Here is a 26,123-nt window from a genome sequence, read left to right on the forward strand (position 1 = left end):
GATGAAACGGCTGTTCACTCGCCTCTCCCAAAGCCTGCGTGCACAGCTCGTTTCCTGGATCGTGATTCCGCTGATTGTCGTGGCCGGGATCAACCTTTGGACCGCATGGCGTGCGTCGGAAAATATGGCCGGGATCGTGTCAGACAGAATGCTGACAGCGTCAGCACGCGCCATTGGCGAAGCGACTGCTGCCTCGCATAATGCCATCGATGCTGTCATTCCGCCGGTAGCGCTGGAGATGTTTTCGACGGGAAATGGCGACCGGGTCTATTATCGGGTTGAAACTTCTGACGGACGCCTGCTTGCAGGGTTTCCCGACTTGCCGAAACCGGCTGAAATCGCGAATTACGACCCACTCCATTATGAGGGCAGCTATCGCGACCATCCCTTGCGTCTGGTTGTCTTGCGTCATCCCGTTGCAGCACCGTCCAACCTGCCACAAGCTGTCGACGTGGTCGTGGGTGTCACCCTCGCAGGATACACCGCCATGCAGCAGGAGCTATGGCTGAACTCTGTGCTGGAACAATCGCTGCTTATCATTGTTGCCGGTGCCCTTTCGTTAATGGGCTTGCGCTTTGTATTACGCCCGTTGATCCGGCTCCGCAACGAAGTTCGCAATCGCACATCCGAGCTGGAACCATTCGATCCACAGACAGTTCAGACCGAACTTCGACCGCTCGTCACAGCGCTGAATCAGTATATGGAACGCGTGCGCAAGCAGATGTCGGCGCAGCACCGTTTCATCCAGAATGCAGCACATCAGTTGCGCACGCCACTTGCTACACTATCAACGCAGGCCAGTTTCGCAGAACGGACAACCTGCGAAAGTGACCGCAAAGACGTTCTGGCAGGTATCAAGAATACCACCATGCAGCTGTCGCGGCTTGCTGGACAATTGCTGACGCTTTCGCGTGCCGAACCAGGCAGCAGGCGTCCTCGCGCCGATCGGGTTGATCTGGCGGAAGCGGGACAACAAATTCTGGAAAGCCTCTCGGGCAAGGCGTTCGACCGCAAGATCGATCTCGGGTTCGAGCTCAAAGCAACCAAAGCCATCATTTCTGGCGACGGCACCATGCTGCGAGAAATGATCGTCAATCTGGTGGACAACGCCCTTACCTATACGCCCGAAGGCGGCACAGTAACGCTTGTGATTGATCAGGATGGGCCCAAAATCGACATACGGGTCGAGGACAACGGACCCGGCATCCCCGCAAATGAATATGAACACGTTTTCGAGCGTTTCTATCGTGTTCCAGGCACTGTCGCAGATGGAAGCGGATTGGGCCTTGCCATCGTGCGCGAAGTTGCCGACACGGCGGGCGGCCATGTCGAGCTTTCCCAAACGAAAGGCGGCGGGCTTACGGTGACTGTCACCTTGCCCGCCGCCTGACTCGTTTGCATCTATCCGACTATCAGCTTCCCTGTTCGGAAAGCGCCTGTGGACGCCATTTCACCAGATGGTTTTCGACCAGTGTGATGATGTATTCCACGACGAGCGCCAGTACCGCCAGAATGACCATGGCCGCAAAGACGCCGTTGGCATTGAATGTGCCCTGCGCCGTGGAAATCATCAGGCCAACGCCTTTCTTGGCGCCGAGGAATTCACCGACGACCGCGCCGACGAGCGCGAAACCGAAACTGACGTGAAGGCTTGCCAGAATCCAGCTCATGGCCGACGGCACGATGACGGTGCGCGTGATCTGCGAACGGGATGCACCCAATATCTGCGCATTGGCGATCAGCGCGCGGTCGGCTTCGCGCACGCCCTGAAACGCATTGGCGAACACGACGAAGAAAACCATGACGACGGCCAGCGCCACCTTGGATGCCATGCCGAGGCCAAGCGCGATGATGAAGATCGAGCCCAGCACGACACGCGGGATGGAATTGGCGATCTTGATGTAAATCGAGAACACATCGGCGAGGAACTTGTTGCGACCCAGCAGGATGCCGCAAATGACGCCGCCGACCGCACCGATAAGGAAACCAAGCGCGGTTTCCTCAAGCGTTACGATGATCTGTTCCGAAAGCGGTCCCTGTGACGTGCCTTCCGTGACCCAGATCCATATCTGGTCGGCAATGCCGGAGGGGCTCGCAAAGAAGAATGGATCGATCAGGCCGGTCCGTGCGCCGAGTTCCCAACCGCCCAGAACGGCGACCAGAATGGCGAGGCGTACAAGAATAACGACCGCTCGGCGGCGGCGCATATCGGCACGAAATTTCGCTTCGGTGCGGGCAAGTTCGTCGGCACTTGCATTGACCTGCAAGCTTGGTGACGCGGAGAGAGCTTGTGTTGTCATATCATTTTCTCCGATTAGTTTCCGTTTGCCAGCGCGCGCTTCTGGCCGATCTGCACTTCCTCGCGCAAATCGTCCCAGATGACCTTGGCGATATCCACAAACTGGCTGTCGTAGCGGATGTCTTCCATGACGCGCGGGCGCGGGATGTCGATATCGTAGACACTCTTGACCGTGGCTGGACCGGCGGTCAGCACATAGACTTTATCGGCCAGCGCAATCGCTTCTTCGAGATCGTGCGTGACGAAGATGACGGACGCGCCAGATTGTTGCCAGAGATCGAGCAATTCACCCTGCATCAGCGTGCGCGTCTGTACGTCAAGCGCACTGAACGGTTCGTCCATGAGCAGGATTTTCGGTTCGTTGATGAAGGTCTGTGCCAGCGCCACGCGCTTGCGCATGCCGCCAGACAATTGGTGCGGATAGTGCTTTTCAAAACGGGCCAGACCAACACGGGCGATCCAGCTACGCGCTTTCTCATAGGCTTCTTCCTTGCCCATACCGCGATAACGCGGACCGGCACTCACATTGTCGATGACATTAAGCCACGGAAAAAGCGCATCGGCCTGAAACACGAAGCCGATATCAGGGCTGATACCTTCGATAGGCTTGCCCATCAGGCGGACTTCGCCGGCACTTGGCTTGGCGAGACCGGTTACGAGATTAAGCGTCGTTGACTTGCCGCAGCCGGTCGGACCGACAACACAGGCAAACTCGCCCTGTGCAACATTCATGGTGAAGTCGCGCAATGCGGTCATCATCTTGCCGTCGGGGGTGACGAAACGGCGAGTTACATTGTTGAGCGCGATTGCAGTAGCTTTCTCACGCGCAATGGTTCTGGGGGCTTCCATCAGCATGGGTTCCTCGCGGGTATGCGGCACCGCTCGCGCGCGATAGTTTCGTTATCAAAGATCTCCGAGCGCAAAACCGTCTTACACGTTTGCTGGAAATGCTCTGTCGCGCGCCTGCAATGCGGTTGAATCTTTGGAGGACAGCGGGACTGACGTTCATGTTTGAACGCCAGTCGAAGGCTGTTTACTTTGCAGCGTCAAGCGTTGCGTTGGCCTTGTCCACGAATTCGGTCGTGAAGGTCTTCGAAAGATCGACCTGCTTCTCCTGAAGCGGCTTCTTGAAGGTTGCGAGAACCTTGAGAACGGTTTCAGGTCCATCCTTCGGCATCCGGCCGTCCGGCGTGTACTGTGCCTTGCCCTCGGCAAGTCCCTTTACGTAAAGGTCCTTGTCACCGACGTAATAATCCTTGGGCATCTGGTCGGCGATTTCTTCAGCGCTGTGCGAAGCGATGTAACGCATGGTCTTGACCAGAGCGTTGGCAAGCTTCTGCGCGTCTTCCTTGTGCGTCTCGAGCCATGCGCTTTGCACATAGAACGACGCAGCCGGGTAAGGTCCACCAAGCGCTTCGATGGTTTTGTCGGGCGTGCGCATATCGACCAGCACCTTGGCATCGCCGCTCTTCAGCATATTGGCGACGGTCGGTTCCGTGGTCATGCCTGCCTGAACGGCATCCTGCTTGAAGGCGGCAATGAAAGTATTGCCCGCTCCGACAGGAAGCAGCGTGTAGTCGCCCTGCTTGAGGCCATTGCGCATGGCAAGGTATTGAGTCAGGAAGTCCGTCGAGGAGCCGAGCCCGGTGACGCCAAGCGTATGCCCCTTGAAATCGCCCGGCGACTTGATCTGGTCGGCATATTTGCTGGAAACGAGTTCCACTTCACCCGGCGCCTGACTGAACTGGACGATGGACTGAATAAATTTGCCCTTCGACTGCAGGTCGATCGTGTGATCGTAAAAGCCGACCACAGCCTGAGCTGCACCGGCCAAAAGTTCGTTTTCAGCATCCACGCCAGCGCGGCTGTTGATCAGCTCGACATCAAGGCCTTCATCCTTGAAGTAACCCAGCTTTTCCGTCAGCACTGCCGGAAGGTAAATCTGCTTTTCCATACCGCCGACAATCACTGTCAGCTTTTCGGCATGGGCAGCACCTGCTCCAAGTACCATTGCGCCGCCGATGAAGGCCGCGCCAAATAGATGGCGGCATGAATCGATAGAGATTTTCATCTACGCTCCTCCGAGAGCTCCTGTTGGCCCGGCAATGCCAGACCCCTCCTGATATGCAGCCGATTCCTCAATCGGTTTTGAATGGTTAGCGCAGGCAAGCTTTCAACCAGCTTTCAACAAACTCGCGGCGAGATTTCGAACCCCGTAAACCGGTAGCCAGAGATTATCGCTATTTATATCCGGAAGAACCGGATCACCAAGAACACTATCGTGATGCGCCTGATATCGCTGTCATAAAACGATCTGTTGCTTTCCCTCTGAATTAGAGGTTCAATCAATCAAACGGGGAGGCGTCCATGCCATTTCGCGGCAACAAATATCAGGGAACATATGCGCCAAACGATCTCCAAGTGCTGCAGATTGCCTATAATCGCTGCTGCGCACTGCTTGATCGATGTTCAACGACGCACGAAAGCAAAGAAGCGCTTGCACGCGCAATTATAAGAACATTTGAATCCGGTGAACAAAATCCGGACAAGATCGCTGAAATAGTAGCCAAACTGGAACTTGATCGCGTTTAACGGCATTGGTTGGAAAAGAGTCTGCTTACGATCCCTCAGCAAATTTTAGCTCTCTAATGCTTTCGGTTTCGCAACTGACTGAATATTTTACATAAACTAAATAATTCTCGATTATAATGCTTTGCAATCAGCTATGTTTTAGTATAGCGGGTCGCAAGAATTTTCAGGCTTTCAGATCGGATTATCTGTCTGTCGCCATCTGCGGAATGCATAAAATGCCATTTTCGAGAGATTACTACTTCGGGCGTTTCAAGCCCATCGAGTTGGAGGAGCTGCAAGCGGCTTATGTCAAGTCGTGTGAAGCGATGGCTCGTTGTCCGATCACTTCTCCCCAAAAAGACGAAATGGCGCGCGAAATCATCCAGATTTATGAATGCGGCGTCATGGATGCCGAGAAGATCGCCGAACTCATGGTGCAGATCGAAGCGGTCAAACCACGTCCGTTGAGCGAACAGATGCTCGACCGTGTGACGACGATCCAGCCCAAGATTGCCTGAGCAAAATTACTTCATGAAAAACACCCGGATGCAAAATCGCATCCGGGTGTTTGTTTGTTCAGCGCTGAGCCACCGGGCGGACAAGCGGAGTCACGCGGCGGATCGTGACACGACGATTTTCCTGTTCGGCTGCCTGCGTGCGAATTTTCAGGAAGCGTTCGCCATAGCCTTGCGTGACAAGGTTTTCTGGTGGAATTTCATAGACTTCCGTCAAAAGGCTTGCAACTGATTCAGCACGTTTATCGGACAGGACGAGATTTGAACGGTCCGATCCAACCGCATCCGTATGCCCTTCAATGAAGAAGGTTTCGCCCGGATCCTTTGCCAGTACCTTCTGCATGGCGGTTGCAACCTTGCGTAGCGTCTTCGCCTGCGAAAGCGAAACCTCGGCGCTGCCCGTCGCGAAGTGGATTGTATCCAGATCGATACGACGCACCTTGTCGCGCAGGCGGGCTGAATGACGAACCTCGTCGATCGTATAGACACGCTCCACACGTTCTACCGGAGGCATGGCAAGGAAGTCATAGAAATCGCGATCCGGATCGTCTGCGACGTCGATGATGTAATCTCTTACCGGAATGGTCAGACGCATCGGCGGCAGTTCGTAACCAACATCGATAATCGAAGCGCGCGGATTGTCGTCATATTCCGGCGCATAGATCATCAGATATTCATTGCCGTCCCGGTCGATACGGGAACGCTGAAGAATATCGCCGTAGCGATCATAAACCGTAACGATCTGGTTGCCACCCGGGCGGACAATGGTTTCACGGGTGCGCCCGCGCGGCAGTTCATCGTAATAGGTTTCCTCGGCATCACGGCGCAACCTTGGGCGATCATCGCCGCGAACGAAGATACGGTCGCCCACGTCCAGAATGACACGATTATCCACCTCCTCGATCACTTTGACGTTGGTGACATTGTTGGTCACGTTATTGACCGTCGTATTATTGATGACCGTATTGTTCACCACCGTGTTGTTGATGATATTGGTGGTTTCCGGCACGGCAAAAACCGGCGCTTCCTTGATACGGGTGCCCTCTTCCTTGAGATTGGCTTCGATCTTCTGCGGCAGCGCTGCCTTCACTTCCTCTGGAATCGCAACCTGTGCCGCCGCATCATTTGCGGGCGGTGGTGCACTTTCCTCAGCGGAACGTTGCTGTTCGCGCTGCTTGCGACGCTCTTCACGCGACTGGCTTCCGCCGGAATTGTCGGCGTCCTTGTCGCTGTCGAGAATGGCAGCGCCATTTTCGACTGGCAAGACAACCGTATCGTCCGTCTTCGCAGGGTCTTTCGCAATCTCCTGCTTTTCCTCGGTCGAACGCTGATCGACTATCTCTGGCGCTGGCTCCGAAGACGGTTTTTGCTGGTCTTCGGTTGATTGGGGCTGTTCGACCGGCTGTGCAGGCTGAGCCTCATTCTGTGGCTCTTCCTTTGCTTTCGGTTCTTGCGGTTGAGCTTCTTCGGGATGCTCAACAGCGGATTCTTCCGCTGGTTCTTTCTGCGGAGGCGAGACCGGAGATGCGTCTGCCGGTTGTTCGGCTGGCTTTTCCGGTTCCTGCGCCGGAGCTTCCTTGGCAGGTTGCTCGGCCTGCTTGGCCGGTTCTTTCGCCGCCGGCTGCTCAGGTTTCGCTTCCGGTTCCTGTGCGGGTTCTTCCTTCACCGGCTTTTCAGCGGGAGCGGTCTGTTCCTGCGTCTCATTGGCCTTGCGAGCAGCCTCTTCATCAGCCTTCTTCTGTTCTTCAGCGCGACGCTGAGCTTCCTCTTCAGCGGCCTTCTGCTGCTGTTCGCTCTGACGCTGTGCCTCTTCGTCAGCCTTTTTCTGTTCGGCAGCCTGCCTGGCCTGCTCTTCGGCCTGTTTCTGCGCTTCGCGCTCGGCTGCCTTCTGTTGTTCCTCGGCTTGCTTCTGTGCTTCGCGCTCGGCGGCTTTTTGCTGCTCTTCAGCCTGGCGTTGCGCCTCTGCCTCCGCAGCGCGCTTCTGTTCTTCCGCTTGACGCTGGGCTTCCTCTTGAGCAGCCTTCTGCTGCTCTTCGGCCTGACGACGATTTTCTTCCTCGGCAGCGCGCTGTTGTTCCTCAGCCCGACGGGCTTCTTCTTCCGCTGCCTTTTGCTGTTCTTCAGCCTCGCGCTGTTGCTGCTGCAACTGCTCGTCGGATGGCTGGTCTCCGTTCTCCTGTGCCAGCAGGATTGGAGCCATCAATGAATCCGCCAGTACGGGTTGCGCTAGAATAGAGGCCGACAGAACCGGCACGGCAACAGTGGCAAGAAGCTTCGAACGAATAGACATAAATCCTTCTCCTTCTGGAAGGCAGAATTGATATGCGTCTCATCCACAGAATCGCGGGCAAAGACGCCGTAGAACCGCCAGCGATATCCATCGAATTGGGACAAATTCCGGCAACTTCACAAATCCGTTATCGTAATCCACATGAACGCAGCCTGAACCCAAGCGTTCCAAAACTACGAGATTTGCCGCATTCTTTTGGCCAGAAGCTCGATGCCTTCCGCAATCCGATTAATCGGAATGGAAGAATAAGCGATGCGAAAATAGCGGCATGGCCTGTCATCGCTCCAGAAGAAAGGGGACCCCGACTCGATCAGCACGCCGTCCTCGCGCAGATCACGTGCGAGTTTGTCGGCATCCATGCCCTCCGGTCCTTCGATCCAGAATGCCGTACCGCCAAAGGCCGATTTACCAGCGATTTTCAATCCTTCGCGATTAAGGGCCTCGATCATGACAATATGGCGCTTGTGATATTCAATCCGCATACGATGAATAACCGCATCGTAGTGACCAAGAGCCAGAAAATAGGCGGCTGTTCGCTGCAAATGTCCGGGCGGATGACGAAGCATGAGCGCGCGTAGCGCCCTCGCCTCACGGATGACAGGTGCCGGAGCAACCAAGTAGCCAAGCCGAAGCCCCGGAAACAGCGACTTTGAAAAACTGCCCACATAGAGAACGCGGCCATACTGGTCGAGCGATTTTAGCGCCGGCGTCGGCGGCTGCAAAAAGCTCATCTCGAATTCGTAATCATCTTCGACAATGACGAAATCGCGCTCGGCTGCAGCCTCCAGAAGTGCGATACGCCGCGCACGTGGCATAGTGGCGGCCGTGGGTGACTGGTGGCTCGGCGTGACGAAGACCGCGTCGATCTCATCTGGCAGCAACTCGGGTGGCAAGCCGCCTTCATCAACGTCAAGCGCCGTTACATTGGCCCCTGTCAGATGGAGCGTAGCGCTGATATCGGGATGTCCGGGATTTTCGCACACGACATGCGAGCGCCGTGTCAAAAGCAGATGACTGATGATCCAAAGCGCGTTCTGCGCGCCAACGGTAACAAGTATCTCGTCTGGCTCCGCGTGTATTCCGCGGCTAGGCAGCGTGCGCGAACGGATATAATTGACAAGTTCCACATCATCGGCAGCGGCAAAATCACCCGCCATAAGGATAAAGTCTTCTCTGGCCAGCGCGCGCCGTGCGCAATCGCGCCATGCGGCGAGATCAAACAAGGTCTGATCCATCTGGCCATAGAGAAAGGGGTAGCGATACTTCCGCCAATCCAGAGGCTTGCGAATGGTCTTGGCAATGTTGAAGCCGAGACGCAACTTGGATGACCAATCGACGGCGGTGTCAGGCGTTTGCAAAAAATCCTTGTCTGGACGGCTGATGGGTGGCGCTGCAGCCACGTGATAGGCACTGCGGGAATGCACTTCCAGATAACCTTGGGACACAAGCTCCTGATAGGCCAGCGTTACCGTGAGGCGCGAGACTTTCAGATAATCCGCCAATCGCCGCGTGGAGGGCATGCGGGCACCGGGCAAAACCGCGCCTGAAAGAATGGCTGATACCGTTGTTTCCCGGATTTGGGACTGCAATCCGGTATTTCTGCCGCCATCTATGAAGAAGATCGTCGGTGAGACGGCATCCAAAACCCTACTCCATTAGTGAATCTGCGATTACACCCAAGTTCGCGTCAGTTTTTCCGCTTCGTGCTCTACTTAGCAATAGCGTTTCTTCTTTCTGTTTCTCCTCGTGGAATAATTTCGACGGTAAAGTGAGCACGAACCCCAATTCCCGGGTAGCGCCATCTTTAATGCCAAACTGGACTTATTGACTATTCCAACTGGATATAAGGCAAATTTCATGAGATGGCTATCGTTTGTAACTGGAACTGCAGATTGGCGAAAAACGTCAACAGTCGTGACCAAGTCAGGCATGGTTCTTAAATGGAAGGGGAACTCCATGAACTATTTCAAAAGCATAAAACGGGTGGTGTTATTTTCGGCCGTAGCAGCGCTTTCCACGTCTGCGGCCTATGCCGAAACCACGGTCGTGGTCGGTTATCAGCAGATCGTCGGGCCGTTTCTGACCGCGATCGCTAACGGAAAATTCGACGCGGCAGCCAAGGAAGCCGGATATAAGATCGATTGGCGCCAGTTCGCATCGGGTGGCGATATTTCGACGGCACTTGCTTCCGGCAACGTGCCGATAGGCGTTATCGGTTCAACGGGCATCGCAGCAGCCGCCACACGCGGTGTTGACCTTCAACTCTTCTGGATTCTCGATAATATCGGCAAATCGGAAGCACTGGTAGCGCGCGAAGGCTCCGGCATAGAGAAGCCGGAAGACCTCAAGGGCAAGAAGGTCGGCGTGCCTTTCGTCTCGACCTCGCATTTCCATCTCCTTGTCGGCATGAGCGACATCTGGAAGATCAATCCGCGCGACGCGGAAATACTCAACATGACACCGCCGCAGATCGTTGCCGCTTGGCAGCGCGGCGATATCGACGCGGCCTATGTCTGGCCTCCTGCTCTTTCCGAAATCCTCAAGACCGGCAGGGAAATTGCCAATTCCGAAGAAATCGGCGCGAAAAGCGTCCCGACTTTCGACGGCCTTGTGGTGGATAAGAGCTTCGCCAGCGAAAACCCCAAATTCATGACCGCCTTCACCACGGTGCTGAAGGATGCCTATGCCGACTACAAGGCCAATGGCGGCCAGTGGACGGCAGACTCCGAACAGGTCAAAGGTATGGTCAAGCTGATCGGTGGCAATGCCGCTGACATACCGGGCGCACTCGCGCTGTTGTCCTTCCCCACCGTGGAAGAACAAGCCTCCCCGACATGGCTCGGCGGTGGCAAGGACAGCGGAGCGCTCAAATCCGTCACCCAGAGTGCAAAATTTCTCGTCGACCAAAAACAGCTCGACCAAGCTCTGGATGACTATAGCGGCAACGTAAATGGCAGTTTTGCCGAAGCCGCAGCGAAGTAATTACGTAAAGTAATGCAAGCACCTCCGCCAGCGGCATGCCTTCGGGCAAGCCGCTGAACCGAGACGGTTCCTGCAATGTTGTGTGTGCCTTCTGGCTTTTGCCGGAACCGCTTCTTCGTTCCCGAAAGGTGACGTAATGGAAACCTTGAACGTATCGAATGTCAGTCTGACCTATCCCGGTCTTTATGTGGAAGAAGCCGTGATTGCGCTGAAGGGCGTTAATCTGCGGATCGACAGCGGGGATTTCGTGGTGGCGCTTGGTGCGTCCGGCTGCGGCAAGACCACGCTTCTCAATCTGATGGCAGGGTTCATGATCCCGTCATCCGGCGAAATCACGTTGGGCGGAAGGCAAGTGCGTGGTCCCGGCGCCGACCGGGGCGTCGTGTTCCAGAAACATGCTCTGCTTCCCTGGCTCAATGTCGTTGACAACACCGAGTTTGGCCTGAAGCTTCAAGGTGTACCGAAGGCAGAACGCCGGGCGCGTGCCACGAAAAATCTGGCTCTGGTCGGCCTGCAGGATTTCCACAATCACAAGATTTACCAGCTTTCCGGCGGTATGCAGCAGCGTGTCGGCATTGCCCGCGCACTGACCTGCGACCCGGCGATGCTGCTTATGGACGAGCCCATGGCAGCGCTTGATGCCCTCACCCGCGAAACGATCCAGGAATTGCTTTTGCGGGTATGGCAAGTGACCAACAAAATGTTCTTCTTCATCACTCACAGCGTCGAAGAGGCCTTGTTCCTCGGTTCGCGGCTGATCGTCATGTCGCCGCGCCCCGGACGGATCACCCATACCTATGATCTGGATTTCAACCGACGCTTTCTGGAATGCGGTGATGCGCGCGCCGTCAAGTCCAGTCCCGACTTCATCAAGATGCGTGAGACAATTCTGGGGATTATCTATGGCGATGAACGTGCATCAGGAAACCCGGAACTGGTCCATGCTTGAGTTCGTAACTCGGGCAAGACCAGTCAAACCCGGTAAAATCTATGGCGCCCCCGGCGACGGCAATAGCGGTTTCATCAGCCTTGTAACCGCACTGATTTTGCTGGGGCTCTGGTTTCTCGTAACAGGAATGGGCTGGGTCAAACCGCTGTTTCTCCCCTCGCCGTTCGCTGTCTATGGCAAGTTCATGGTTGCCATGACAGACGGCGTGGCAAACTCCACTCTGGCCGAACATACGCTCGCCAGCCTTGGACGTGTATTGGGTGCCTTCGCGATTGCCTGCATCACGGCAATTCCCATCGGCATCATGATGGGTATGAGCAGCTTTGTTCGTGGCGTGCTGGACCCGATTATCGAGTTTTACCGACCACTGCCGCCGCTTGCCTACCTGCCGCTGATCATCATCTGGCTTGGTATTGGCGAGTTCCCGAAGGTGTTCCTCATCTTTCTCGCGATCTTTGCGCCAATGGCGATCGCAGCGAGAGCTGGCGTGCGCTCGGTCTCAACCGAACAGATCCATGCCGCCTATGCGATGGGCGCATCCCGGACGCAGGTAATAACGCAGGTCATCATGAAAGCGGCCATGCCGGAAATCTTCACCGGCATGCGCATCGGGATCGGTGTGGGCTGGACGACGCTGGTAGCGGCGGAAATGGTGGCGGCGCATCGCGGTCTTGGCTTCATGGTACTCAATGCAGCGCAGTTTTTGGCCAGCGACACCGTCATCATGGGCATCATCGTCATCGGTGTATTCGCTTTCGCCTTCGACCTTTTGATCCGTTACATGGAAAAGGTCCTCATCCCGTGGAAGGGTAAAGTCTGATGGCGCTACAACCGCTTTAGTCAGCCCGACCGAAATCCAATTCGCAATATCAATCGCGCGGCAACTCTGCCGCGCCACAGGGAAGCTTTACCCGAAATCAGGGCAGATTTCAGACGTATCAAGGAGCATTCGAATGTCCGCCGGACAACTCACAGAGAAGCATTTTTCCGACCTCTTCGACGCCTTCAACCGGCACGACATCGACGCGATCATGGCCTTCTTTGCCGACGATTGCGTGTTTTACACCATCGGCGGTGAGGAAGTTTACGGCACCCGTCTCGAAGGCAAGGATGCGATTGCCAAGGCTTTTTCCGGCGTCTGGGCCGTGATGCCCGACGTGAAATGGGACGGACACAGGCATTTCGTGAGCGGCGACCGTGCGGTGTCCGAATGGACCTTTCGCGGAACGGATGCCAACGGCGCACGCGTCGAGGCAGAAGGCTGCGATCTCTTCACACAGCGCGACGGCAAGATCGTCCGCAAACAGGCATTCCGCAAGAACCGGCCTTTGCTGAAGGCGTAAGCCCCAACATCGCCAGTCGGTGTTTTGGAGGACCGACATATGGATACCCACACTCTCAACAGTTTCTCGGCCACCCAGCCATTCGACCCCGCTTATGATCCGGTGGTTTCGAAGACGCCAGGACAAGGCCGCGACTATGCCCCGACTTACTGGATAGGCACTGCCGGACCGGCGCCGGAAGACGATGGCCCTATTCGCGGAGAAGTCGATGCCGATGTCGTTATCGTCGGCTCAGGCTATACCGGTCTTTCGGCGGCAATCCATCTCGCTCGGGATCATGGCGTCAAGGCCGTGGTGCTGGAAGCAAATGGCGTCGCCTGGGGCTGCAGCACCCGCAATGGCGGTCAGGCGCAGATTTCAGCCGGCCGGCTCAAGCGTTCACAATGGATCGAGCGCTGGGGTGTGGACGTCGCCCGGAAATTGCATAACGAAATTGCCGAGGGTTTTGATCTCTTTCGTTCACTCATTGCCGAACCGGAAATTGATTGTGATCCGCAGGATGGCGGTCATCTCTACATCGCCCATCGCGACAAGGTCATTCCTTCGCTGGAGAAAGAATCCCGCCTGCTGAACGACGTATTCGGCTATCGGACGCGCATGGTCGGTCGCGACGAGATTCACCGCGATTTCATCCGGGATCAAGAAGCTCGCGGAGCTATGTATGAGCCAGACGGCATTGGCATTCACGCCGCGAAACTTGCCTTCGGCTATCTCCGGCTTGCACGCAAGCTGGGCGCAAAGGTGCACACCGCAAGCCCGGTTCTCAGCTGCCGCAAGAACGGCAATGTATTCCATCTCAACACGCCGAACGGTACAGTCACGGCGCGACAGGTTTGCTTCGCGACAGCGGGATACACCTCGCCCGGCCTCCATCCTCTCACCCGTTACCGGCTGATGCCGGTGCTGTCGAACTCTGTCGTGACACGACCGCTGACACCCGATGAAATTGAAGCATGCGGCCCCAAGACCGGTATTCCGCTAACCGACACGCGCACGCTTCGTCACTATTATCGTTTTCTGCCTGACGGGCGGATGCAGATCGGTAGCCGCAGCGCCATTACCGGGGCTGATGCACCGAACCCTAAACATTACGATCTGCTGCTTTCGGGCCTTTACCGGAAGTTCCCGGCTCTGAAAGGCATCAAGATCGATTATTCCTGGTGGGGGTGGGTCGATGTCAGTCATGACATGATGCCCCGCATCTATCGTCCTGATCCGACGCAGGAAATCTACTATGCCATGGGCTACGGCGGCAACGGCGTGATGTATTCAGCGCAGGCCGGACGCCGGGTTGCCCAACTGATGACGGGTCGGGGACAGGAACTCGACCTGCCGATCTTCACCTCCGAATTACCGAGTTACGGCATGCTGACGCCATTCAGGCGCATAGGCCAGCGCGCAATGTATCACTGGTATGCGCTGAAAGACGAAGTTCTCTGAATTCCAAGGAAAGGTACGCGCCATGAAAATGACGACGGAAGAAGCATTTGTTAAGGTTTTGCAGATGCATGGGATAGAACATGCATTCGGGATCATCGGCTCCGCGATGATGCCGGTATCGGATTTGTTTCCGAAGGCGGGCATTACCTTCTGGGATTGCGCCCATGAGACGAATGCGGCGCTGATCTGCGACGGTTATACCCGCGTGACAGGCAAGATGGGTATGGCGATTGCCCAGAACGGGCCCGGCGTAACCGGCTTCGTGACTGCCATCAAGACTGCTTACTGGAACCACACGCCGATGCTGCTTGTCTCTCCACAGGCTGCCAACAAGACCATCGGTCAGGGCGGTTTTCAGGAAGTTGACCAAATGGCCCTGTTCGAAGAGATGGTCTGCTATCAGGAAGAAGTGCGCGATGCGACCCGCATTCCCGAAGTGCTGAACCGCGTGATCGAGAAGGCATGGCGCGGCTGTGCACCGGCACAGATCAACGTTCCCCGTGATTTCTGGACTCAGGTCATCGACGTCGACCTGCCACAGATCGTCCGGCTGGAACGCCCGAGCGGCGGACGCGATGCCATTGCCGAGGCTGCAAAACTACTGACCAATGCGAAATTCCCGGTCATCCTTAACGGGGCCGGTGTCGTTATCGGCGGTGCGATCCCCGAATCCATCGCGCTTGCCGAAAGGCTCGATGCGCCGGTCTGCTGCGGCTACCAGCATAACGACGCGTTCCCCGGCACCCATCCGCTGTCCGCAGGACCGCTCGGCTATAACGGCTCCAAGGCCGCGATGGAGCTGATCTCCAAGGCCGATGTGGTTCTGGCGCTCGGCACCCGCCTCAATCCGTTCTCGACGCTGCCAGGCTACGGCATCGATTACTGGCCGAAGGACGCCAAGATCATCCAGGTCGATATCAATCCTGATCGCATCGGCCTCACCAAGAAGATCTCGGTCGGCATTTGCGGTGACGCCAGGCAGGTTGCGCAGCAGATTCTCGACCAGATGGGAGCCAATGCGGGCAATGCAGGTCGCGACGAGCGCAAGCAGCTCATCCATCAGCGTAAATCCGCCTGGTTGCAGCAACTTTCCTCGATGGATCATGAGGATGACGATCCGGGCACGCATTGGAATGCCGGTGCGCGCGAGCGCGAGAAGGACCGCATGTCGCCGCGGCAGGCATGGCGTGCCATTCAGGCTGGAATGCCGAAGAACGCCATCATGTCCACCGACATCGGCAATAACTGCGCCATCGGGAACGCCTATCCAAGCTTCGAACACGGACGCAAATATCTGGCGCCGGGCATGTTCGGCCCCTGCGGTTATGGCTTCCCATCCATCGTCGGCGCCAAGATCGGCCAGCCTGACACGCCAGTGGTCGGCTTTGCAGGCGACGGTGCGTTCGGCATATCCATGAACGAGATGACCTCCATCGGTCGGAAGGGCTGGCCTGCGATCACCATGGTCATCTTCCGCAACTATCAGTGGGGTGCTGAAAAGCGCAATACGACGCTGTGGTACGACAACAACTTCGTCGGCACCGAACTCAATCCGAACCTGAGCTACGCCAAGGTGGCGGATGGCTGCGGTCTGAAAGGCGTGACCGTCGATAGCCAGCAGGCGCTGACCGAAGCCTTGCAGACGGCAATCAACGAGCAGGCCAAGGGGGTGACTACCTTCATCGAAGTCGTGCTCAATCAGGAACTGGGCGAACCATTCCGCCGCGATGCGATGAAGAAACCCGTTGTCGTGGCCGGCATCGACAAGGCCGACATGCGCCAGCAAATGCCCGTCTGAACCAGTCCGTCAGTGATCAGGCCGGGAGCGCAACTCCCGGCCTTTTGAAGAGATTGCGCCATGCTGCCGTTGGAAAAGATTTTTGAGAAAGCTCGTTCGAGGCCACGTCACATCGTTCTGGCCGAGGGCGAAGATCCGCGTATCATCGATGCGGCGCTCCGTGCCGAACGCGAAGCCATTGCCCGCATCACGCTTCTGGGCTCCGAAAGCGTCATCAGCAGGCAGATTGACGGCTCAAAGATCGCGATCATCAACCCAGAGACATCGGACAAAAGCGCGGATTATGCGCAAAAACTCTATCGGCTACGTCAGGCCAAAGGCATGACGGAAGAACAGGCTGAGGCGATGGCGAAGACGCCACTCGGTTTCGCCGCAATGATGGTACGCGAAGGCGATGCGGATGGGACGGTGGCTGGCGCAGTCGCAACGACAGCCGATGTGGTGCGCCATGCCCTGCAGATCATTGGTAAGGCCGACGGCGCATCGCTCGTCTCAAGCTTCTTCCTGATGCTGCTGTGCCAGTCTCATCATCAGAAGAAAGGCGCTTTCGTCTTTGCCGATTGCGGCCTCATGGTGGAACCGGATTCCGCACAACTTGCCGACATCGCCATACAGTCGGCAGATTCATACCGCCAGCTCACGGAAAAAGATGCGGCCGTTGCCATGTTGTCCTTCTCCACCGGCGGCAGCGCTGCGCATGAGCGTGTGTCAAAGGTCGTTCAGGCAACCCGGACGGTGCGGGAGCGTAAGCCTGATCTGTGCATCGATGGAGAATTACAGTTCGACACGGCATTCGTCGAGGCAATCAGCCATGCCAAATCGCCGGATTCACCGCTCAAGGGCAATGCCAACGTCTTTGTGTTCCCCAATCTCGAAGCCGCCAATATCGGCTACAAGATTGCCCAACGTATTGGTGGGGCGCAGGCCATAGGCCCCGTGCTTCAGGGCCTCGCCAAACCCGCTAATGACCTCTCACGCGGGTGCAGCGCTGACGATGTCCTCCACATGATCGCTATAACCGTCAATCAGGCAAAGTGAAGGACATCGCGCCGCTATTCGCGAACCGCTAAGACTTCAGGAAGCGCGTAGCGATGCCGTTGAGAAACTGTGGCAGTACCGTAAAGGCATAGGGTGCATAGACCCGCTCCAGCCGCTGATGATACTCGCGGCCCCACGGGCCGATATTCACCACCGGATAGGAAAGCGCTTTCGGATTGGCGCGGTCGATAAATTGAGCCGCTGGTGTGTTGGCCGCGATGACTTCACTATCCGTCGCGTCAGGGATATGACCGAAGAAGCTCATATCTGAAATGCCGGCGAAGATTTCCCTGTATCGGATCGTCGTTTCGAACTGGCGTTCCGCATCCAGGCGTGCGGTTTCCAGAGCTTCTGCGAAACGCTGTTCTTCGGCCGTTTCGACACCCATGCGAACGTGAGGATAGACGAGACTTCCGAAGCCGACAATGACCGTTGGGCCTGTAATGCGTGCCTCGGCAACCATGGCGTTGACGAGTTCCCGCGTGATAAGAAGCGGGTTATCGCTGCTTGAAAGTTCAGCTTCCAGTGCCGCTATCCGTTCCAGTGCCGCATCACCACCAATACGCCGGACTTCGTCGCGCAACTCGGCCGTGGTCAGAATTCTGCCCTTGTGATTGGCATCTGCATCGCTGCCAACCAGCTTTGCAAAGCGCTCCGCCTCCACATTGAAGTGCGTGATCGCCCGATCCAGCGCCTCATCGACAATTGCCTTGAACCGCTGGAACAAAGCATCAGGCGAGACGGAATGGGTCAGCCAGTTGAAAGCAATCCACGTCCGTTCCGGTGTGGTCACTTCATAACCACCGCGAAAATCCCGCGCTTCAAGGCAGATTGGAGGTGGCGAAACTTCGCCATCCGCCGTGTCGCAAAGGGCTGCATTGGCTTCCACCGCCCGCATGATTTCCGATGCAATGAGGTGCGCGCTGACACCTTCGAACGGATAGCTCGCATGAGAAGGCTGTCCGACCACAAAAGCAAAGGGAAGCTGCTTGCCGATTGTGCCCCGATAGATGGCTCGGCCTTCCGCACCGTCACCTTGATCGCTCGTTGCGTCAAGATTGATACCGGCGACGATATCGAGGCCCCAGCGTTCGGCAAGTTCCGGCAAAGCATCTCGCAGGCTGCGCATTCCCCGCGAACCACGCTCTTCGTCAGGTGTCGCAAACAAAATCAGATTGCCTTCGCGATCTACCCGCTGCGAGAAATGTTCCAACGTTGCGATACCGGCTGCAACACCGCTTTTCATGTCGAGCATGCCCCGACCGGGAATGTAATTTCCGCTCTGGAAGTCGGCGAGTGCCTTTTCCTCGTTCGGTGCAAGCGGACGGCTGGTAAGATCGGCCAGAAGAGCTTCCAGCAAAGCATCCGGCTCGAAAGCAAGATGTTTCAAATCGCGATAATTTGCAGTTTCCACCACATCGAAGTGCCCCGCCAGAGCCAGGGTTCGTCGCCCGGCGCCGCGCACGACGGCGATAACATTCTTGGTCATCGGCGAGCCGTGACTGTCGATGACGGCAATATCGTCAGGGTTCTTTTGGAAATAGGGGATCTCGCGTAAAAGCTCGGCCAGCTTCGGCCCGAACGATGCCTCGTCAGGTGTTCCCGTTTCGCTCGGCCATCTCACCATGCGATAGGAGAGTTCTCGCACCCGTTCTGTCGGGTTCCATTCATTTGGGGATGCCACGGTCTTTCCTCGCTCAATAGTTCCCCGTCTCCGTGCCTTGGGGAAGGCACAGGCGGGTTTTCAAATCTGGTTTAAACGTCGACTTACTGGTTGAGATGCTTTCGCAGGAACGCTCTCGTTCTTTCATTTTCCGGATTGGTGAAGATCACGTCCGGCTTGCCTTCTTCGACCACGACGCCCTTGTCCATGAACAGAACCTTGTCTGAAACTTCGGCGGCAAAACGCATTTCGTGGGTCACGATCAGCATGGTCATGTGTTCCTGCGCGAGCTGTTTCATGACCTGATTGACTTCCTCGACCAGTTCCGGATCGAGCGCAGAAGTCGCCTCGTCGAACAGCATGACTTTCGGCTGCATCGCCAGTGCACGGGCAATAGCCACGCGCTGTTTCTGCCCGCCCGACAGACGCGACGGATACATTGACGCCTTATCGGCAAGACCGACCTTCTTCAAAAGAGAAACGGCCAGCTCCTGCGCTTCCTGCTTGCTCTTGCCCTTCAACTTGATGGGTCCGAGTGTGATGTTTTCCATGACATTGAGATGCGGAAACAGATTGAAGTGCTGGAAAACCATGCCCATCTGCTGGCGCACGGCATTGATATGCCGCTCGAAGGAGCGTCCGCTCAACGACTGGTTTACCTGCACGCCGTCCAGTAGTATCTGGCCTGAGTCGACCGTTTCCAGATGGTTGATGGAGCGCAGCAAAGTACTTTTGCCGGAACCGGACGGCCCGATAATGGCGATAATCTGGCCGCGTTCAACAGACAGGTTGATGCCCTTGAGAACTTCGAGCGCGCCATAAGACTTGTGGACGTCGCGCACTTCCACCATGGGTTTGCTGTTGCTCATCGGTAAGCCTCGACTTTCTTTTCCATCCAGTGCAATCCGGCTTCCAGGATGAGATTGAGTACGTAGAAGATCACTGCGGCAGTGATGTAGAATTCAAACGGGCTGTAGGTTTCGCTGATCGCCTGCTGCGAAGCGTGAACCAGCTCGGTAATACCGATTACCGACACGAGCGCCGTGTCCTTCAAAAGCGCAATCAGATTGTTGCCCACCTGTGGCAACGCATTGCGGACGGCCTGCGGCACGATGATGTAGCGCAGCGTCTGACCGCTGCCGAAACCCAGCGAACGGGCACCTTCATTCTGCCCCGGATCGACAGTCAGGATCGCGGTGCGGAAGATATCCGAATTATAGACCGCAAAATGCAGGCCAAGGCCGATGATGCCAGTCCATACGGCTGGAATGTTGATGCCGATCTGCGACAGGCCGTAATAGAGCAGGAACAGCTGCAGAAGCAGCGGCGTGCCCATGAACAGCCAGATGAAGAAACGGACAGGGTAACGCACCAGCCAGTTGCCATAGAGAACGAGCAAGGCAAAAGCGATACCGCCGAAGAAGCTGACGATGGATGAGGACACGGCGATGATGAGCGTCCACCAGATGCCGGTCATCAGAAGTTCAGTATAGGGCGGGACGATAGAGAAATCGAGTTGCATGGGATCACCGCCTATTTGAGTGCATAGCGGGCTTCGAGGAAATCGACGAAGCGTGCAACGATATAAATGAGGACCATGTAGATGGCCGCGGCGATGCCGAAGATTTCAAACGGACGATAGGTCGAGCCGATGAAACGTTGAGCCGTGTAAGTCAGTTCGACCACGGAAATCGCGGAAACGAGAGCAGACCCCTTGATCAGCATGACTGTATTGACACCGAGCGAACGGATCATGAGCCGCGCTGCCTGCGGCAACACCACAAAGCGCATCGACTGTCCGTTGCTGAAGCCAATGGAACGGGCGGCTTCGTTCTGCCCGGTATCGACCGTCAGAATGGCGCCTCGCATGGCTTCGGCGTAATAAGCGCCGATATTAAGGCCAAGACCAATGGCACCGGCTGCGAATGGTTCGAGATTGATGCCGATCTGCGGGCCGCCGAAATAGAGAACGAAAAGTTGCAGAAGGCACGGCGTGCCGCGAAAAACGCTGACATAGGCTGTACCGATAAAACGCAGCGGCCAGAAACGCGATAATTTTGCAGATGTGGCAAGCGCACCGACGCTCAACCCGATCAGAATGGCAAGCGCCGATATTTCGACGGTAACCAGGGCGGCCTCCAAAAAATATGGAAACACGTCCACCATCAAAGAGAAGTTCATTATCTCCCCTTTCCTGTCTGGAAAACCAAGCCGGAAAGAAATGTTGCCGGGACAATTGCGTTAATAGCTGTCCCGGCTCGGGGTTTCATGCGGTTAGCGGATGTCGCGACCGATCCACTTGGTCGAGATTTTCTCGTAGGTACCGTCCGCTTTCATGTCGTCGAGAGCCTTGTTGATCGCATCCTTAAGCTCAGGGTTACCCTTGCGCAGAGCGATGCCGACATTGTCGGTGCCCTGAAGTTCAGGCGTATCGAGCTGACGAACCTTTTCGCCGCTTTCCTTGATGGCGATCAGGATCGGAATGTCATCCGATGCAATGGCGTCCACGCGGCCTGAACGAAGCTCAAGCAGTAGTTCCGGGATGCCCTTATAGGTACGGACGGTCCAGCCACCCTGCTCGCGCGCCCACTTGTCGCTGGTTTCACCAAGCGTCACGGCAATGGTCTTGCCCTGTTTCAGTTCGTCCATGGACTTCACCGGCGAGGCTTCCGTCACGAAAATTCCACGGCCACCGCGATAGTAAGGGCCTGCGAAATCGACAGCCTTTTCGCGTTCCGGCGTGATGCTCATGCTGCCGACGACCACATCGAACTTGCTCGCACGCAGGCCTGCAATGATGCCGTCGAAAGCGGTGGTCACGACAACCGGCTTTACATCAAGGCGCTTGGCAATTTCGGTGCCGATATCGACGTCGAAACCGACCACCTGGTTCTGACCATCAACAAAACTGAATGGCGGGAAAACACCGCTCATGCCGATGCGCAATTCGCCACTTTGCTTGACCTTTTCGAGGTCGTCCGCATGAGCGGGAGCGAGCATCATCAGCGCACCGACGCCAGCGGCAATGAGCGAAGACAGAAGGGTTTTCATTTCATTTTCTCCTAAGTGATCGTATCGCGATCACGGGCGATGCCCGTTCCGAGCGCCCGGCTGGACGCATCTTTCCAGATCGTCGACGCCCGACGGGCGACGGCAAATTTCTTGGGAAAACAGATTCGGAACAGGCAAGAACGATATGCTCTGGTTACCCAGGAGCGGGAGAAAGAAAAGCTCCATCGATCCACCTCCGAAATTCCCCTTGCCGGTTGCGTTGCTTGCTTATCCGGCTTGTTTGTTTTCAAGCACGCTAACGGAGCAAAGGATCAACGAAAACGTCAATTCTGTATAGAAATGTCCAGCAATCTGCGATAAACGCAATCAAACTGACGAAATCGTCAAATGGCGGTGTGGTGATGGATGATCTGGATCAACGATTAATATCGGAACTGCGCATCAATGCGCGTGCGTCCATTCCGACTCTCGCCAGCATTTTGGGTGTGGCGCGGGGCACGATCCAAAGCCGGATGGAGCGCCTGATCGCATCGGGCGTCATTGCAGGCTTTACAGTCAGATTGAAGGATCATGGTGCCACCGACATGATCCGCGGCATCATGATGATCGAATTGACCGGGAGAAACATCAAAAGCGTGATAGCGACTTTACGCAAGAACCCCGGCTTTTCCGCGGTGAACACCACGAATGGTACGTGGGACCTGATCGCCGAGATCGAAGTCCCCAACATGAATGAATTTCACCGGCTGGTAACAGGTATCCGCGCCATGGACGGGATCGCGAAATCCGAGACACACATCTTTCTCGGACCCGCCTGAACCTTCGGCTGCCTATTCCGCCGCTTCAGCCACATAACCGAACTGCATGATGGCATCCGGCGCAGCAACACCCGGCAGAATACGACCGTCATTCACCGGCGCGCCCATCTGGGTGGTCATGGGAATGACGCCCGCCCAGATTGGCAGGGCATAATCGGCATCGTCATCCTTCGGCGGACCGGAGCGAACCTTTGCTGACGCTTCATTCAGTTCCAGTTCCAGAAGCATGGTGGCCTTCAGCTCCTTTGCCATCATCGGCCGCAGGCTTTCCCAGCGACCCGGAAAAAGGCCGTTTACGAAGCTGCGCAAGTGATGTTCCTTCACCGCGATGTCCGAAACTTTGCGCGCTGTCCCGAAAGCCATGACCGAACGGTAATTGCAGGAGTGGTGAAACGCCGAGCGAGCGAGGACCAGCCCGTCGAGCAACGTAAAGCTTACGCACACTTCTGCTTCGTCGCAGCTTTCCAGCATACGACTGGCGGATGATCCGTGCCAGTAAATGAAATCGCCTTCACGCCAGACCAGCGTGGGCGTGACATAGGGCGTTCCGTTGAACACATAGGCCACATGCGCCAGAGGCTGCGCATCGATGATTGCGTGAACCGTGGCTGCGTCATAGGCACCGCGCTCATGCAAGCGTTTTACACGGCTGCGTTCTGAAGGGGCTGTCGTCATGGCCGATTTTTCTCCTTTGTATTCGGCCAAACTGCCCTCATAGTGGCTTTGAGAAAATAGCCACTTTAAGAGAATACTATGATGCCAATTTCGAATACACTTCCAGAATTCGGGATTGATCGCTCCAGCGATGTCTCGCTGACCGCCCAACTGGTTGATCAGATAAGACAAGCGGTTTTAGCCGGACGCCTGAAACCCGATTCAAGATTGCCGTCTACCCGCGCCTTATCTCTGGAACTCGGCCTGTCACGAACAACCGTTCTCGCGGCATTCGACCAGTTGATTGCCGAGGGCTATCTCGAAGGACGTCAAGGTTCCGGAACCCATGTCACCGCCGAACTTCCCGACACCAGTCTGACAGTCGACCATCCGCCCCTCGACGCGATAGTCCAGCCGCAGTTACATCAAGAGGAAGCCAAACCTTTTCATCTTGGTGTATTTGATAGTGATCATTTCCCACACGACGAGTGGGGGAAGCTGCTCGGGCGCATCTGGCGCAACCCATCCCCTGAGCTGCTAAGCAGTGATGATGTGTTCGGCTTTCATCCTTTGCGATCTTCACTTGCCCGTCATTTGCACGAGTGGCGCGGGATGATTGTGTCACCAGAGCAGATTATCATTACCGGCGGCAGCGCGGACGCTCTTTCCCTCATTCGGGAGGCCCTGTTTGTACCGGGTGACAGACTGTGGATGGAGGAACCGGGCTACCCGCCTGCGCGCAAGATCCTTGGCGTCAATGGCCTTGACATCATTCCCGTCCCCATTGATGGCGGGGGTCTCGATGTTTCGACCGCGCGAGACAAGGCCAACAATGCGCGTGGAGCGTTTGTCACACCGGCACGGCACCACCCGACAGGCGTGACCATGCCATTAGGGCGCCGGCTGGAGCTGCTTGCCTGGGCAAGGGAACGCGACGCCATCATCATCGAGGACGATTATGACAGCGAGCACCGTTATGTCGGCCAGCCATTGCCATCTCTGATGTCGCTTGATCCAGATCGCATCCTTTATATCGGAAGTTTCTCCAAGGTCTTTTCGCCACTCCTGCGGCTCGGTTTTCTGATTGTACCGTCGCACATGACCACTCGATTCAGGGCGCTGCGACAAACCTTGTTCCCAGCGCCATCGCCCTTGGCCCAACCGGCATTGGCCAGTTTTATCGAAACGGGAGCCTTTGCACAGCACATCAGGCGCATGCGGCGCATACATGCATCGCGGCGGCGTAAACTGATTGCAGCACTGGCGCCCGGAGAGCCGGAACTGTTCCAGATTGAGGCCCCTCCTGCCGGGCTTTCATTGCTGCTGGCTTTGCCAGACGGGAAAAGCGATACGCGCCTTGCCACTGTTCTCGCAGATGCTGGTATCGAGGTTTATCCGCTATCAACGCTCTATACAAAACTGACGCCACGTCAGGGGCTTATCCTCGGATTCTCAGGATTTGATGAAACCGCATTGGAGAATTCGGCAACAGCGCTGATAAAAATTCTTCAACAATCGAATTAGAGAATGTGCATTAGCAATTTCGTAAACTTTGGATTCAGCATTTCCCGGTAAGCTTTGATTAGCAATTAGCTCGGAGGGAGCGTTGCAGCCCATTTGTTTTGCGTTACGGGTGCTCATGCGTTCTTCGGTTGTATCAGTCATTGCCCTTGCCTGCGCCGCTTTGACGGGCTGTACGTCAAGTTCGGGCATCGACAGCATTATGCTCCAGTCGAAGACATCGGCTGAGACCACAAGTTCGGTGGCTCGCCCGGTTCCGCCCGCCCCCTTGAGCGAAATGGCGAGCGCACCGCAGCCGATGCCAGCTGCCGAGCAGGAAGAAGTTCTGGCTTGGGCCGGCCCCATTCCGGATGCGGGTCCGTTCAAGGCAGAACCGCCTGCTCCCGTTACACCGCAACCGCAGTTGCAGGAACGCCCTCAGGTGCGCATCTCTGTTCCAAAGCCGGAAGTCGCAGCCTATCCGCCGGTGCGCCTCGCACCACAGGAACGATCGAAAGTCTACAGCCACCGCTTTCGTGATGCGAAACCAATCAATTTCGGACGCTCATCGCCGCGCAAGCTGGCAGTGCACGGTGTGGACGTCTCCCGCTGGCAGGGTGATATCGATTGGGTGAGACTGCGCACGCAAGGTGCAAACTTCGCCTACATCAAGGCGACCGACGGCGGCGACCACCTCGATCCCATGTTCCGCAAGAACTGGCGCGAAGCGAAAGCAGCGGGCATCAAACGCGGTGCATACCACTTTTTCTACTGGTGCCGCGTGGCAAGCCAGCAGGCCGATTGGTTCATCCGCAATGTTCCAAAGGAAGCCGATGCGCTTCCACCTGTCATCGACGTAGAATGGAACGGCGATTCCTCCTGCAAGCGTCGGCCTTCTCCGGCGCAGGTGCGGGAAAAGATGCAGGTCTTCATGGACAGGCTGGAGCAGCATTATGGCAAGCGGCCAATCATCTATACAGCTCCGGACTTCTATGACGATAACCTGAAAGGTGCCTTCACCAACTATCCATTCTGGCTGCGTGCCGTTGCCCAGCATCCGTCGAAGGTCTATCCGGGTCGCCCATGGACCTTCTGGCAGTATTCCGGGTCGGGTCTGTCGCAGGGCGTGAACGGTAAGATTGACCTGAACGTTTTCCACGGCTCAGAGGACGACTGGCACAGATGGCTGGCGCGTGCCGCCAGCTAAACAGCAAGAAACTGGCCAGAAGCCGGTTTGGATGTTATGAAGTT

Annotated in this window: 24 protein-coding genes; 13 read left to right on the plus strand and 11 right to left on the minus strand. The window is 56.3% G+C overall.

The window, feature by feature from the left end; translation table 11 throughout:
- Nucleotide 1 precedes the first annotated feature (1 nt).
- On the plus strand, nucleotides 2-1,390 hold the full coding sequence (locus FG152_RS14030) for a sensor histidine kinase (RefSeq protein WP_010658713.1): 1,389 nt from the start codon (nucleotides 2-4) through the stop codon (nucleotides 1,388-1,390).
- A gap of 22 nt (nucleotides 1,391-1,412) precedes the next feature.
- On the opposite strand, the gene FG152_RS14035 is transcribed toward FG152_RS14030, so the two are convergent.
- From FG152_RS14035 to FG152_RS14045, 3 genes are all read right to left on the minus strand, one after another.
- Entirely contained in the window at nucleotides 1,413-2,300 is an 888-nt protein-coding gene (locus FG152_RS14035; protein ID WP_010658712.1) for an ABC transporter permease, read from the minus strand.
- 14 nt (nucleotides 2,301-2,314) lie between these two features.
- Nucleotides 2,315-3,154 carry an ABC transporter ATP-binding protein gene (locus tag FG152_RS14040; protein WP_010658711.1) on the minus strand — a complete coding sequence of 280 codons (840 nt, stop codon included), beginning with the start codon at nucleotides 3,152-3,154 and terminating at the stop codon, nucleotides 2,315-2,317.
- Between the two features lie 178 nt (nucleotides 3,155-3,332).
- A complete protein-coding gene (locus tag FG152_RS14045; RefSeq protein WP_010658710.1) occupies nucleotides 3,333-4,370 on the minus strand; it encodes an ABC transporter substrate-binding protein in 1,038 nt (345 codons plus the stop codon).
- Between the two features lie 296 nt (nucleotides 4,371-4,666).
- Here FG152_RS14045 and FG152_RS14050 point away from each other — a divergent pair, with 296 nt between their 5' ends.
- The gene (locus FG152_RS14050; protein WP_010658709.1) at nucleotides 4,667-4,891 is read left to right on the plus strand and encodes a hypothetical protein; all 225 of its coding nucleotides are present in this window, start codon (nucleotides 4,667-4,669) and stop codon (nucleotides 4,889-4,891) included.
- A gap of 215 nt (nucleotides 4,892-5,106) precedes the next feature.
- Nucleotides 5,107-5,388: a hypothetical protein gene (locus tag FG152_RS14055; protein ID WP_010658708.1), complete on the plus strand. Its 282-nt coding sequence runs from the start codon at nucleotides 5,107-5,109 to the stop codon at nucleotides 5,386-5,388.
- A 58-nt stretch (nucleotides 5,389-5,446) separates the two neighbouring features.
- On the opposite strand, the gene FG152_RS14060 is transcribed toward FG152_RS14055, so the two are convergent.
- Nucleotides 5,447-7,675, minus strand: a complete 2,229-nt coding sequence (locus tag FG152_RS14060) for an OmpA family protein (RefSeq protein ID WP_036580246.1) — start codon at nucleotides 7,673-7,675, stop codon at nucleotides 5,447-5,449.
- Between the two features lie 173 nt (nucleotides 7,676-7,848).
- Entirely contained in the window at nucleotides 7,849-9,318 is a 1,470-nt protein-coding gene (pdxR, locus tag FG152_RS14065) for a MocR-like pyridoxine biosynthesis transcription factor PdxR (protein WP_010658706.1), read from the minus strand.
- A gap of 313 nt (nucleotides 9,319-9,631) precedes the next feature.
- Here pdxR (FG152_RS14065) and tauA point away from each other — a divergent pair, with 313 nt between their 5' ends.
- From tauA to pta, 7 genes are all read left to right on the plus strand, one after another.
- On the plus strand, nucleotides 9,632-10,657 hold the full coding sequence (gene tauA, locus FG152_RS14070; RefSeq protein ID WP_036580237.1) for a taurine ABC transporter substrate-binding protein: 1,026 nt from the start codon (nucleotides 9,632-9,634) through the stop codon (nucleotides 10,655-10,657).
- Between the two features lie 136 nt (nucleotides 10,658-10,793).
- A complete protein-coding gene (locus FG152_RS14075) occupies nucleotides 10,794-11,606 on the plus strand; it encodes a taurine ABC transporter ATP-binding protein (RefSeq protein ID WP_010658704.1) in 813 nt (270 codons plus the stop codon).
- Nucleotides 11,599-12,426, plus strand: coding sequence for an ABC transporter permease subunit (locus tag FG152_RS14080; RefSeq protein ID WP_010658703.1), 828 nt, complete (start codon nucleotides 11,599-11,601; stop codon nucleotides 12,424-12,426). Before FG152_RS14075 ends, FG152_RS14080 begins: the two co-directional genes overlap by 8 nt.
- A gap of 133 nt (nucleotides 12,427-12,559) precedes the next feature.
- Nucleotides 12,560-12,949, plus strand: a complete 390-nt coding sequence (locus tag FG152_RS14085) for a nuclear transport factor 2 family protein (protein WP_010658702.1) — start codon at nucleotides 12,560-12,562, stop codon at nucleotides 12,947-12,949.
- A 39-nt stretch (nucleotides 12,950-12,988) separates the two neighbouring features.
- Nucleotides 12,989-14,389 carry an NAD(P)/FAD-dependent oxidoreductase gene (locus tag FG152_RS14090; RefSeq protein ID WP_010658701.1) on the plus strand — a complete coding sequence of 467 codons (1,401 nt, stop codon included), beginning with the start codon at nucleotides 12,989-12,991 and terminating at the stop codon, nucleotides 14,387-14,389.
- 22 nt (nucleotides 14,390-14,411) lie between these two features.
- Complete coding sequence (gene xsc / locus FG152_RS14095; RefSeq protein ID WP_278375992.1) at nucleotides 14,412-16,187, plus strand: sulfoacetaldehyde acetyltransferase; 1,776 nt, start codon at nucleotides 14,412-14,414, stop codon at nucleotides 16,185-16,187.
- 60 nt (nucleotides 16,188-16,247) lie between these two features.
- Nucleotides 16,248-17,225: a phosphate acetyltransferase gene (gene pta / locus FG152_RS14100; protein WP_498986920.1), complete on the plus strand. Its 978-nt coding sequence runs from the start codon at nucleotides 16,248-16,250 to the stop codon at nucleotides 17,223-17,225.
- A 28-nt stretch (nucleotides 17,226-17,253) separates the two neighbouring features.
- Here the strand turns inward: pta and FG152_RS14105 are convergent, their stop codons facing one another.
- The 5 genes from FG152_RS14105 to FG152_RS14125 all read right to left on the minus strand — a co-directional run bounded on the left by FG152_RS14105 (nucleotide 17,254) and on the right by FG152_RS14125 (nucleotide 21,939).
- A complete protein-coding gene (locus tag FG152_RS14105) occupies nucleotides 17,254-18,852 on the minus strand; it encodes a M20/M25/M40 family metallo-hydrolase (RefSeq protein ID WP_010658698.1) in 1,599 nt (532 codons plus the stop codon).
- A 140-nt stretch (nucleotides 18,853-18,992) separates the two neighbouring features.
- Nucleotides 18,993-19,757: an amino acid ABC transporter ATP-binding protein gene (locus FG152_RS14110; RefSeq protein WP_029375942.1), complete on the minus strand. Its 765-nt coding sequence runs from the start codon at nucleotides 19,755-19,757 to the stop codon at nucleotides 18,993-18,995.
- Nucleotides 19,754-20,410, minus strand: coding sequence for an amino acid ABC transporter permease (locus tag FG152_RS14115; RefSeq protein WP_010658696.1), 657 nt, complete (start codon nucleotides 20,408-20,410; stop codon nucleotides 19,754-19,756). Before FG152_RS14115 ends, FG152_RS14110 begins: the two co-directional genes overlap by 4 nt.
- Before the next feature lie 11 nt (nucleotides 20,411-20,421).
- On the minus strand, nucleotides 20,422-21,069 hold the full coding sequence (locus tag FG152_RS14120; protein ID WP_010658695.1) for an amino acid ABC transporter permease: 648 nt from the start codon (nucleotides 21,067-21,069) through the stop codon (nucleotides 20,422-20,424).
- A gap of 93 nt (nucleotides 21,070-21,162) precedes the next feature.
- Nucleotides 21,163-21,939, minus strand: coding sequence for a transporter substrate-binding domain-containing protein (locus FG152_RS14125; protein ID WP_010658694.1), 777 nt, complete (start codon nucleotides 21,937-21,939; stop codon nucleotides 21,163-21,165).
- A 362-nt stretch (nucleotides 21,940-22,301) separates the two neighbouring features.
- Here FG152_RS14125 and FG152_RS14130 point away from each other — a divergent pair, with 362 nt between their 5' ends.
- The gene (locus FG152_RS14130) at nucleotides 22,302-22,718 is read left to right on the plus strand and encodes an Lrp/AsnC family transcriptional regulator (protein ID WP_010658693.1); all 417 of its coding nucleotides are present in this window, start codon (nucleotides 22,302-22,304) and stop codon (nucleotides 22,716-22,718) included.
- A 12-nt stretch (nucleotides 22,719-22,730) separates the two neighbouring features.
- On the opposite strand, the gene FG152_RS14135 is transcribed toward FG152_RS14130, so the two are convergent.
- Complete coding sequence (locus FG152_RS14135; RefSeq protein ID WP_010658692.1) at nucleotides 22,731-23,393, minus strand: pyridoxamine 5'-phosphate oxidase family protein; 663 nt, start codon at nucleotides 23,391-23,393, stop codon at nucleotides 22,731-22,733.
- Between the two features lie 78 nt (nucleotides 23,394-23,471).
- On the opposite strand from FG152_RS14135, the gene pdxR (FG152_RS14140) reads away from it, so the two are divergent.
- A complete protein-coding gene (gene pdxR, locus FG152_RS14140) occupies nucleotides 23,472-24,896 on the plus strand; it encodes a MocR-like pyridoxine biosynthesis transcription factor PdxR (RefSeq protein WP_010658691.1) in 1,425 nt (474 codons plus the stop codon).
- Nucleotides 24,897-25,011: 115 nt separating this feature from the next.
- Nucleotides 25,012-26,079: a glycoside hydrolase family 25 protein gene (locus FG152_RS14145; RefSeq protein ID WP_010658690.1), complete on the plus strand. Its 1,068-nt coding sequence runs from the start codon at nucleotides 25,012-25,014 to the stop codon at nucleotides 26,077-26,079.
- Nucleotides 26,080-26,123: the final 44 nt, after the last annotated feature.

The organism is Ochrobactrum sp. XJ1, from assembly GCF_024701725.1.
In the GTDB taxonomy this organism is placed as follows: domain Bacteria; phylum Pseudomonadota; class Alphaproteobacteria; order Rhizobiales; family Rhizobiaceae; genus Brucella; species Brucella anthropi.

Bases quoted from the DNA above. Each gene is read 5' to 3' on its own strand.
- FG152_RS14040 (WP_010658711.1), bottom strand. From the start codon at position 3,154: ATGCTGATGGAAGCCCCCAGAACCATTGCGCGTGAGAAAGCTACTGCA.
- FG152_RS14030 (WP_010658713.1), top strand. From the start codon at position 2: ATGAAACGGCTGTTCACTCGCCTCTCCCAAAGCCTGCGTGCACAGCTC.
- pta (WP_498986920.1), top strand. From the start codon at position 16,248: ATGCTGCCGTTGGAAAAGATTTTTGAGAAAGCTCGTTCGAGGCCACGT.
- FG152_RS14110 (WP_029375942.1), bottom strand. From the start codon at position 19,757: ATGAGCAACAGCAAACCCATGGTGGAAGTGCGCGACGTCCACAAGTCT.
- FG152_RS14035 (WP_010658712.1), bottom strand. From the start codon at position 2,300: ATGACAACACAAGCTCTCTCCGCGTCACCAAGCTTGCAGGTCAATGCA.
- FG152_RS14055 (WP_010658708.1), top strand. From the start codon at position 5,107: ATGCCATTTTCGAGAGATTACTACTTCGGGCGTTTCAAGCCCATCGAG.
- xsc (WP_278375992.1), top strand. From the start codon at position 14,412: ATGAAAATGACGACGGAAGAAGCATTTGTTAAGGTTTTGCAGATGCAT.
- FG152_RS14090 (WP_010658701.1), top strand. From the start codon at position 12,989: ATGGATACCCACACTCTCAACAGTTTCTCGGCCACCCAGCCATTCGAC.
- FG152_RS14135 (WP_010658692.1), bottom strand. From the start codon at position 23,393: ATGACGACAGCCCCTTCAGAACGCAGCCGTGTAAAACGCTTGCATGAG.
- FG152_RS14060 (WP_036580246.1), bottom strand. From the start codon at position 7,675: ATGTCTATTCGTTCGAAGCTTCTTGCCACTGTTGCCGTGCCGGTTCTG.
- FG152_RS14130 (WP_010658693.1), top strand. From the start codon at position 22,302: ATGGATGATCTGGATCAACGATTAATATCGGAACTGCGCATCAATGCG.
- FG152_RS14105 (WP_010658698.1), bottom strand. From the start codon at position 18,852: ATGGTGAGATGGCCGAGCGAAACGGGAACACCTGACGAGGCATCGTTC.
- FG152_RS14085 (WP_010658702.1), top strand. From the start codon at position 12,560: ATGTCCGCCGGACAACTCACAGAGAAGCATTTTTCCGACCTCTTCGAC.
- FG152_RS14075 (WP_010658704.1), top strand. From the start codon at position 10,794: ATGGAAACCTTGAACGTATCGAATGTCAGTCTGACCTATCCCGGTCTT.
- FG152_RS14050 (WP_010658709.1), top strand. From the start codon at position 4,667: ATGCCATTTCGCGGCAACAAATATCAGGGAACATATGCGCCAAACGAT.
- FG152_RS14120 (WP_010658695.1), bottom strand. From the start codon at position 21,069: ATGAACTTCTCTTTGATGGTGGACGTGTTTCCATATTTTTTGGAGGCC.
- FG152_RS14115 (WP_010658696.1), bottom strand. From the start codon at position 20,410: ATGCAACTCGATTTCTCTATCGTCCCGCCCTATACTGAACTTCTGATG.
- FG152_RS14125 (WP_010658694.1), bottom strand. From the start codon at position 21,939: ATGAAAACCCTTCTGTCTTCGCTCATTGCCGCTGGCGTCGGTGCGCTG.
- pdxR (WP_010658691.1), top strand. From the start codon at position 23,472: ATGATGCCAATTTCGAATACACTTCCAGAATTCGGGATTGATCGCTCC.
- FG152_RS14145 (WP_010658690.1), top strand. From the start codon at position 25,012: ATGCGTTCTTCGGTTGTATCAGTCATTGCCCTTGCCTGCGCCGCTTTG.
- FG152_RS14045 (WP_010658710.1), bottom strand. From the start codon at position 4,370: ATGAAAATCTCTATCGATTCATGCCGCCATCTATTTGGCGCGGCCTTC.
- tauA (WP_036580237.1), top strand. From the start codon at position 9,632: ATGAACTATTTCAAAAGCATAAAACGGGTGGTGTTATTTTCGGCCGTA.
- FG152_RS14080 (WP_010658703.1), top strand. From the start codon at position 11,599: ATGCTTGAGTTCGTAACTCGGGCAAGACCAGTCAAACCCGGTAAAATC.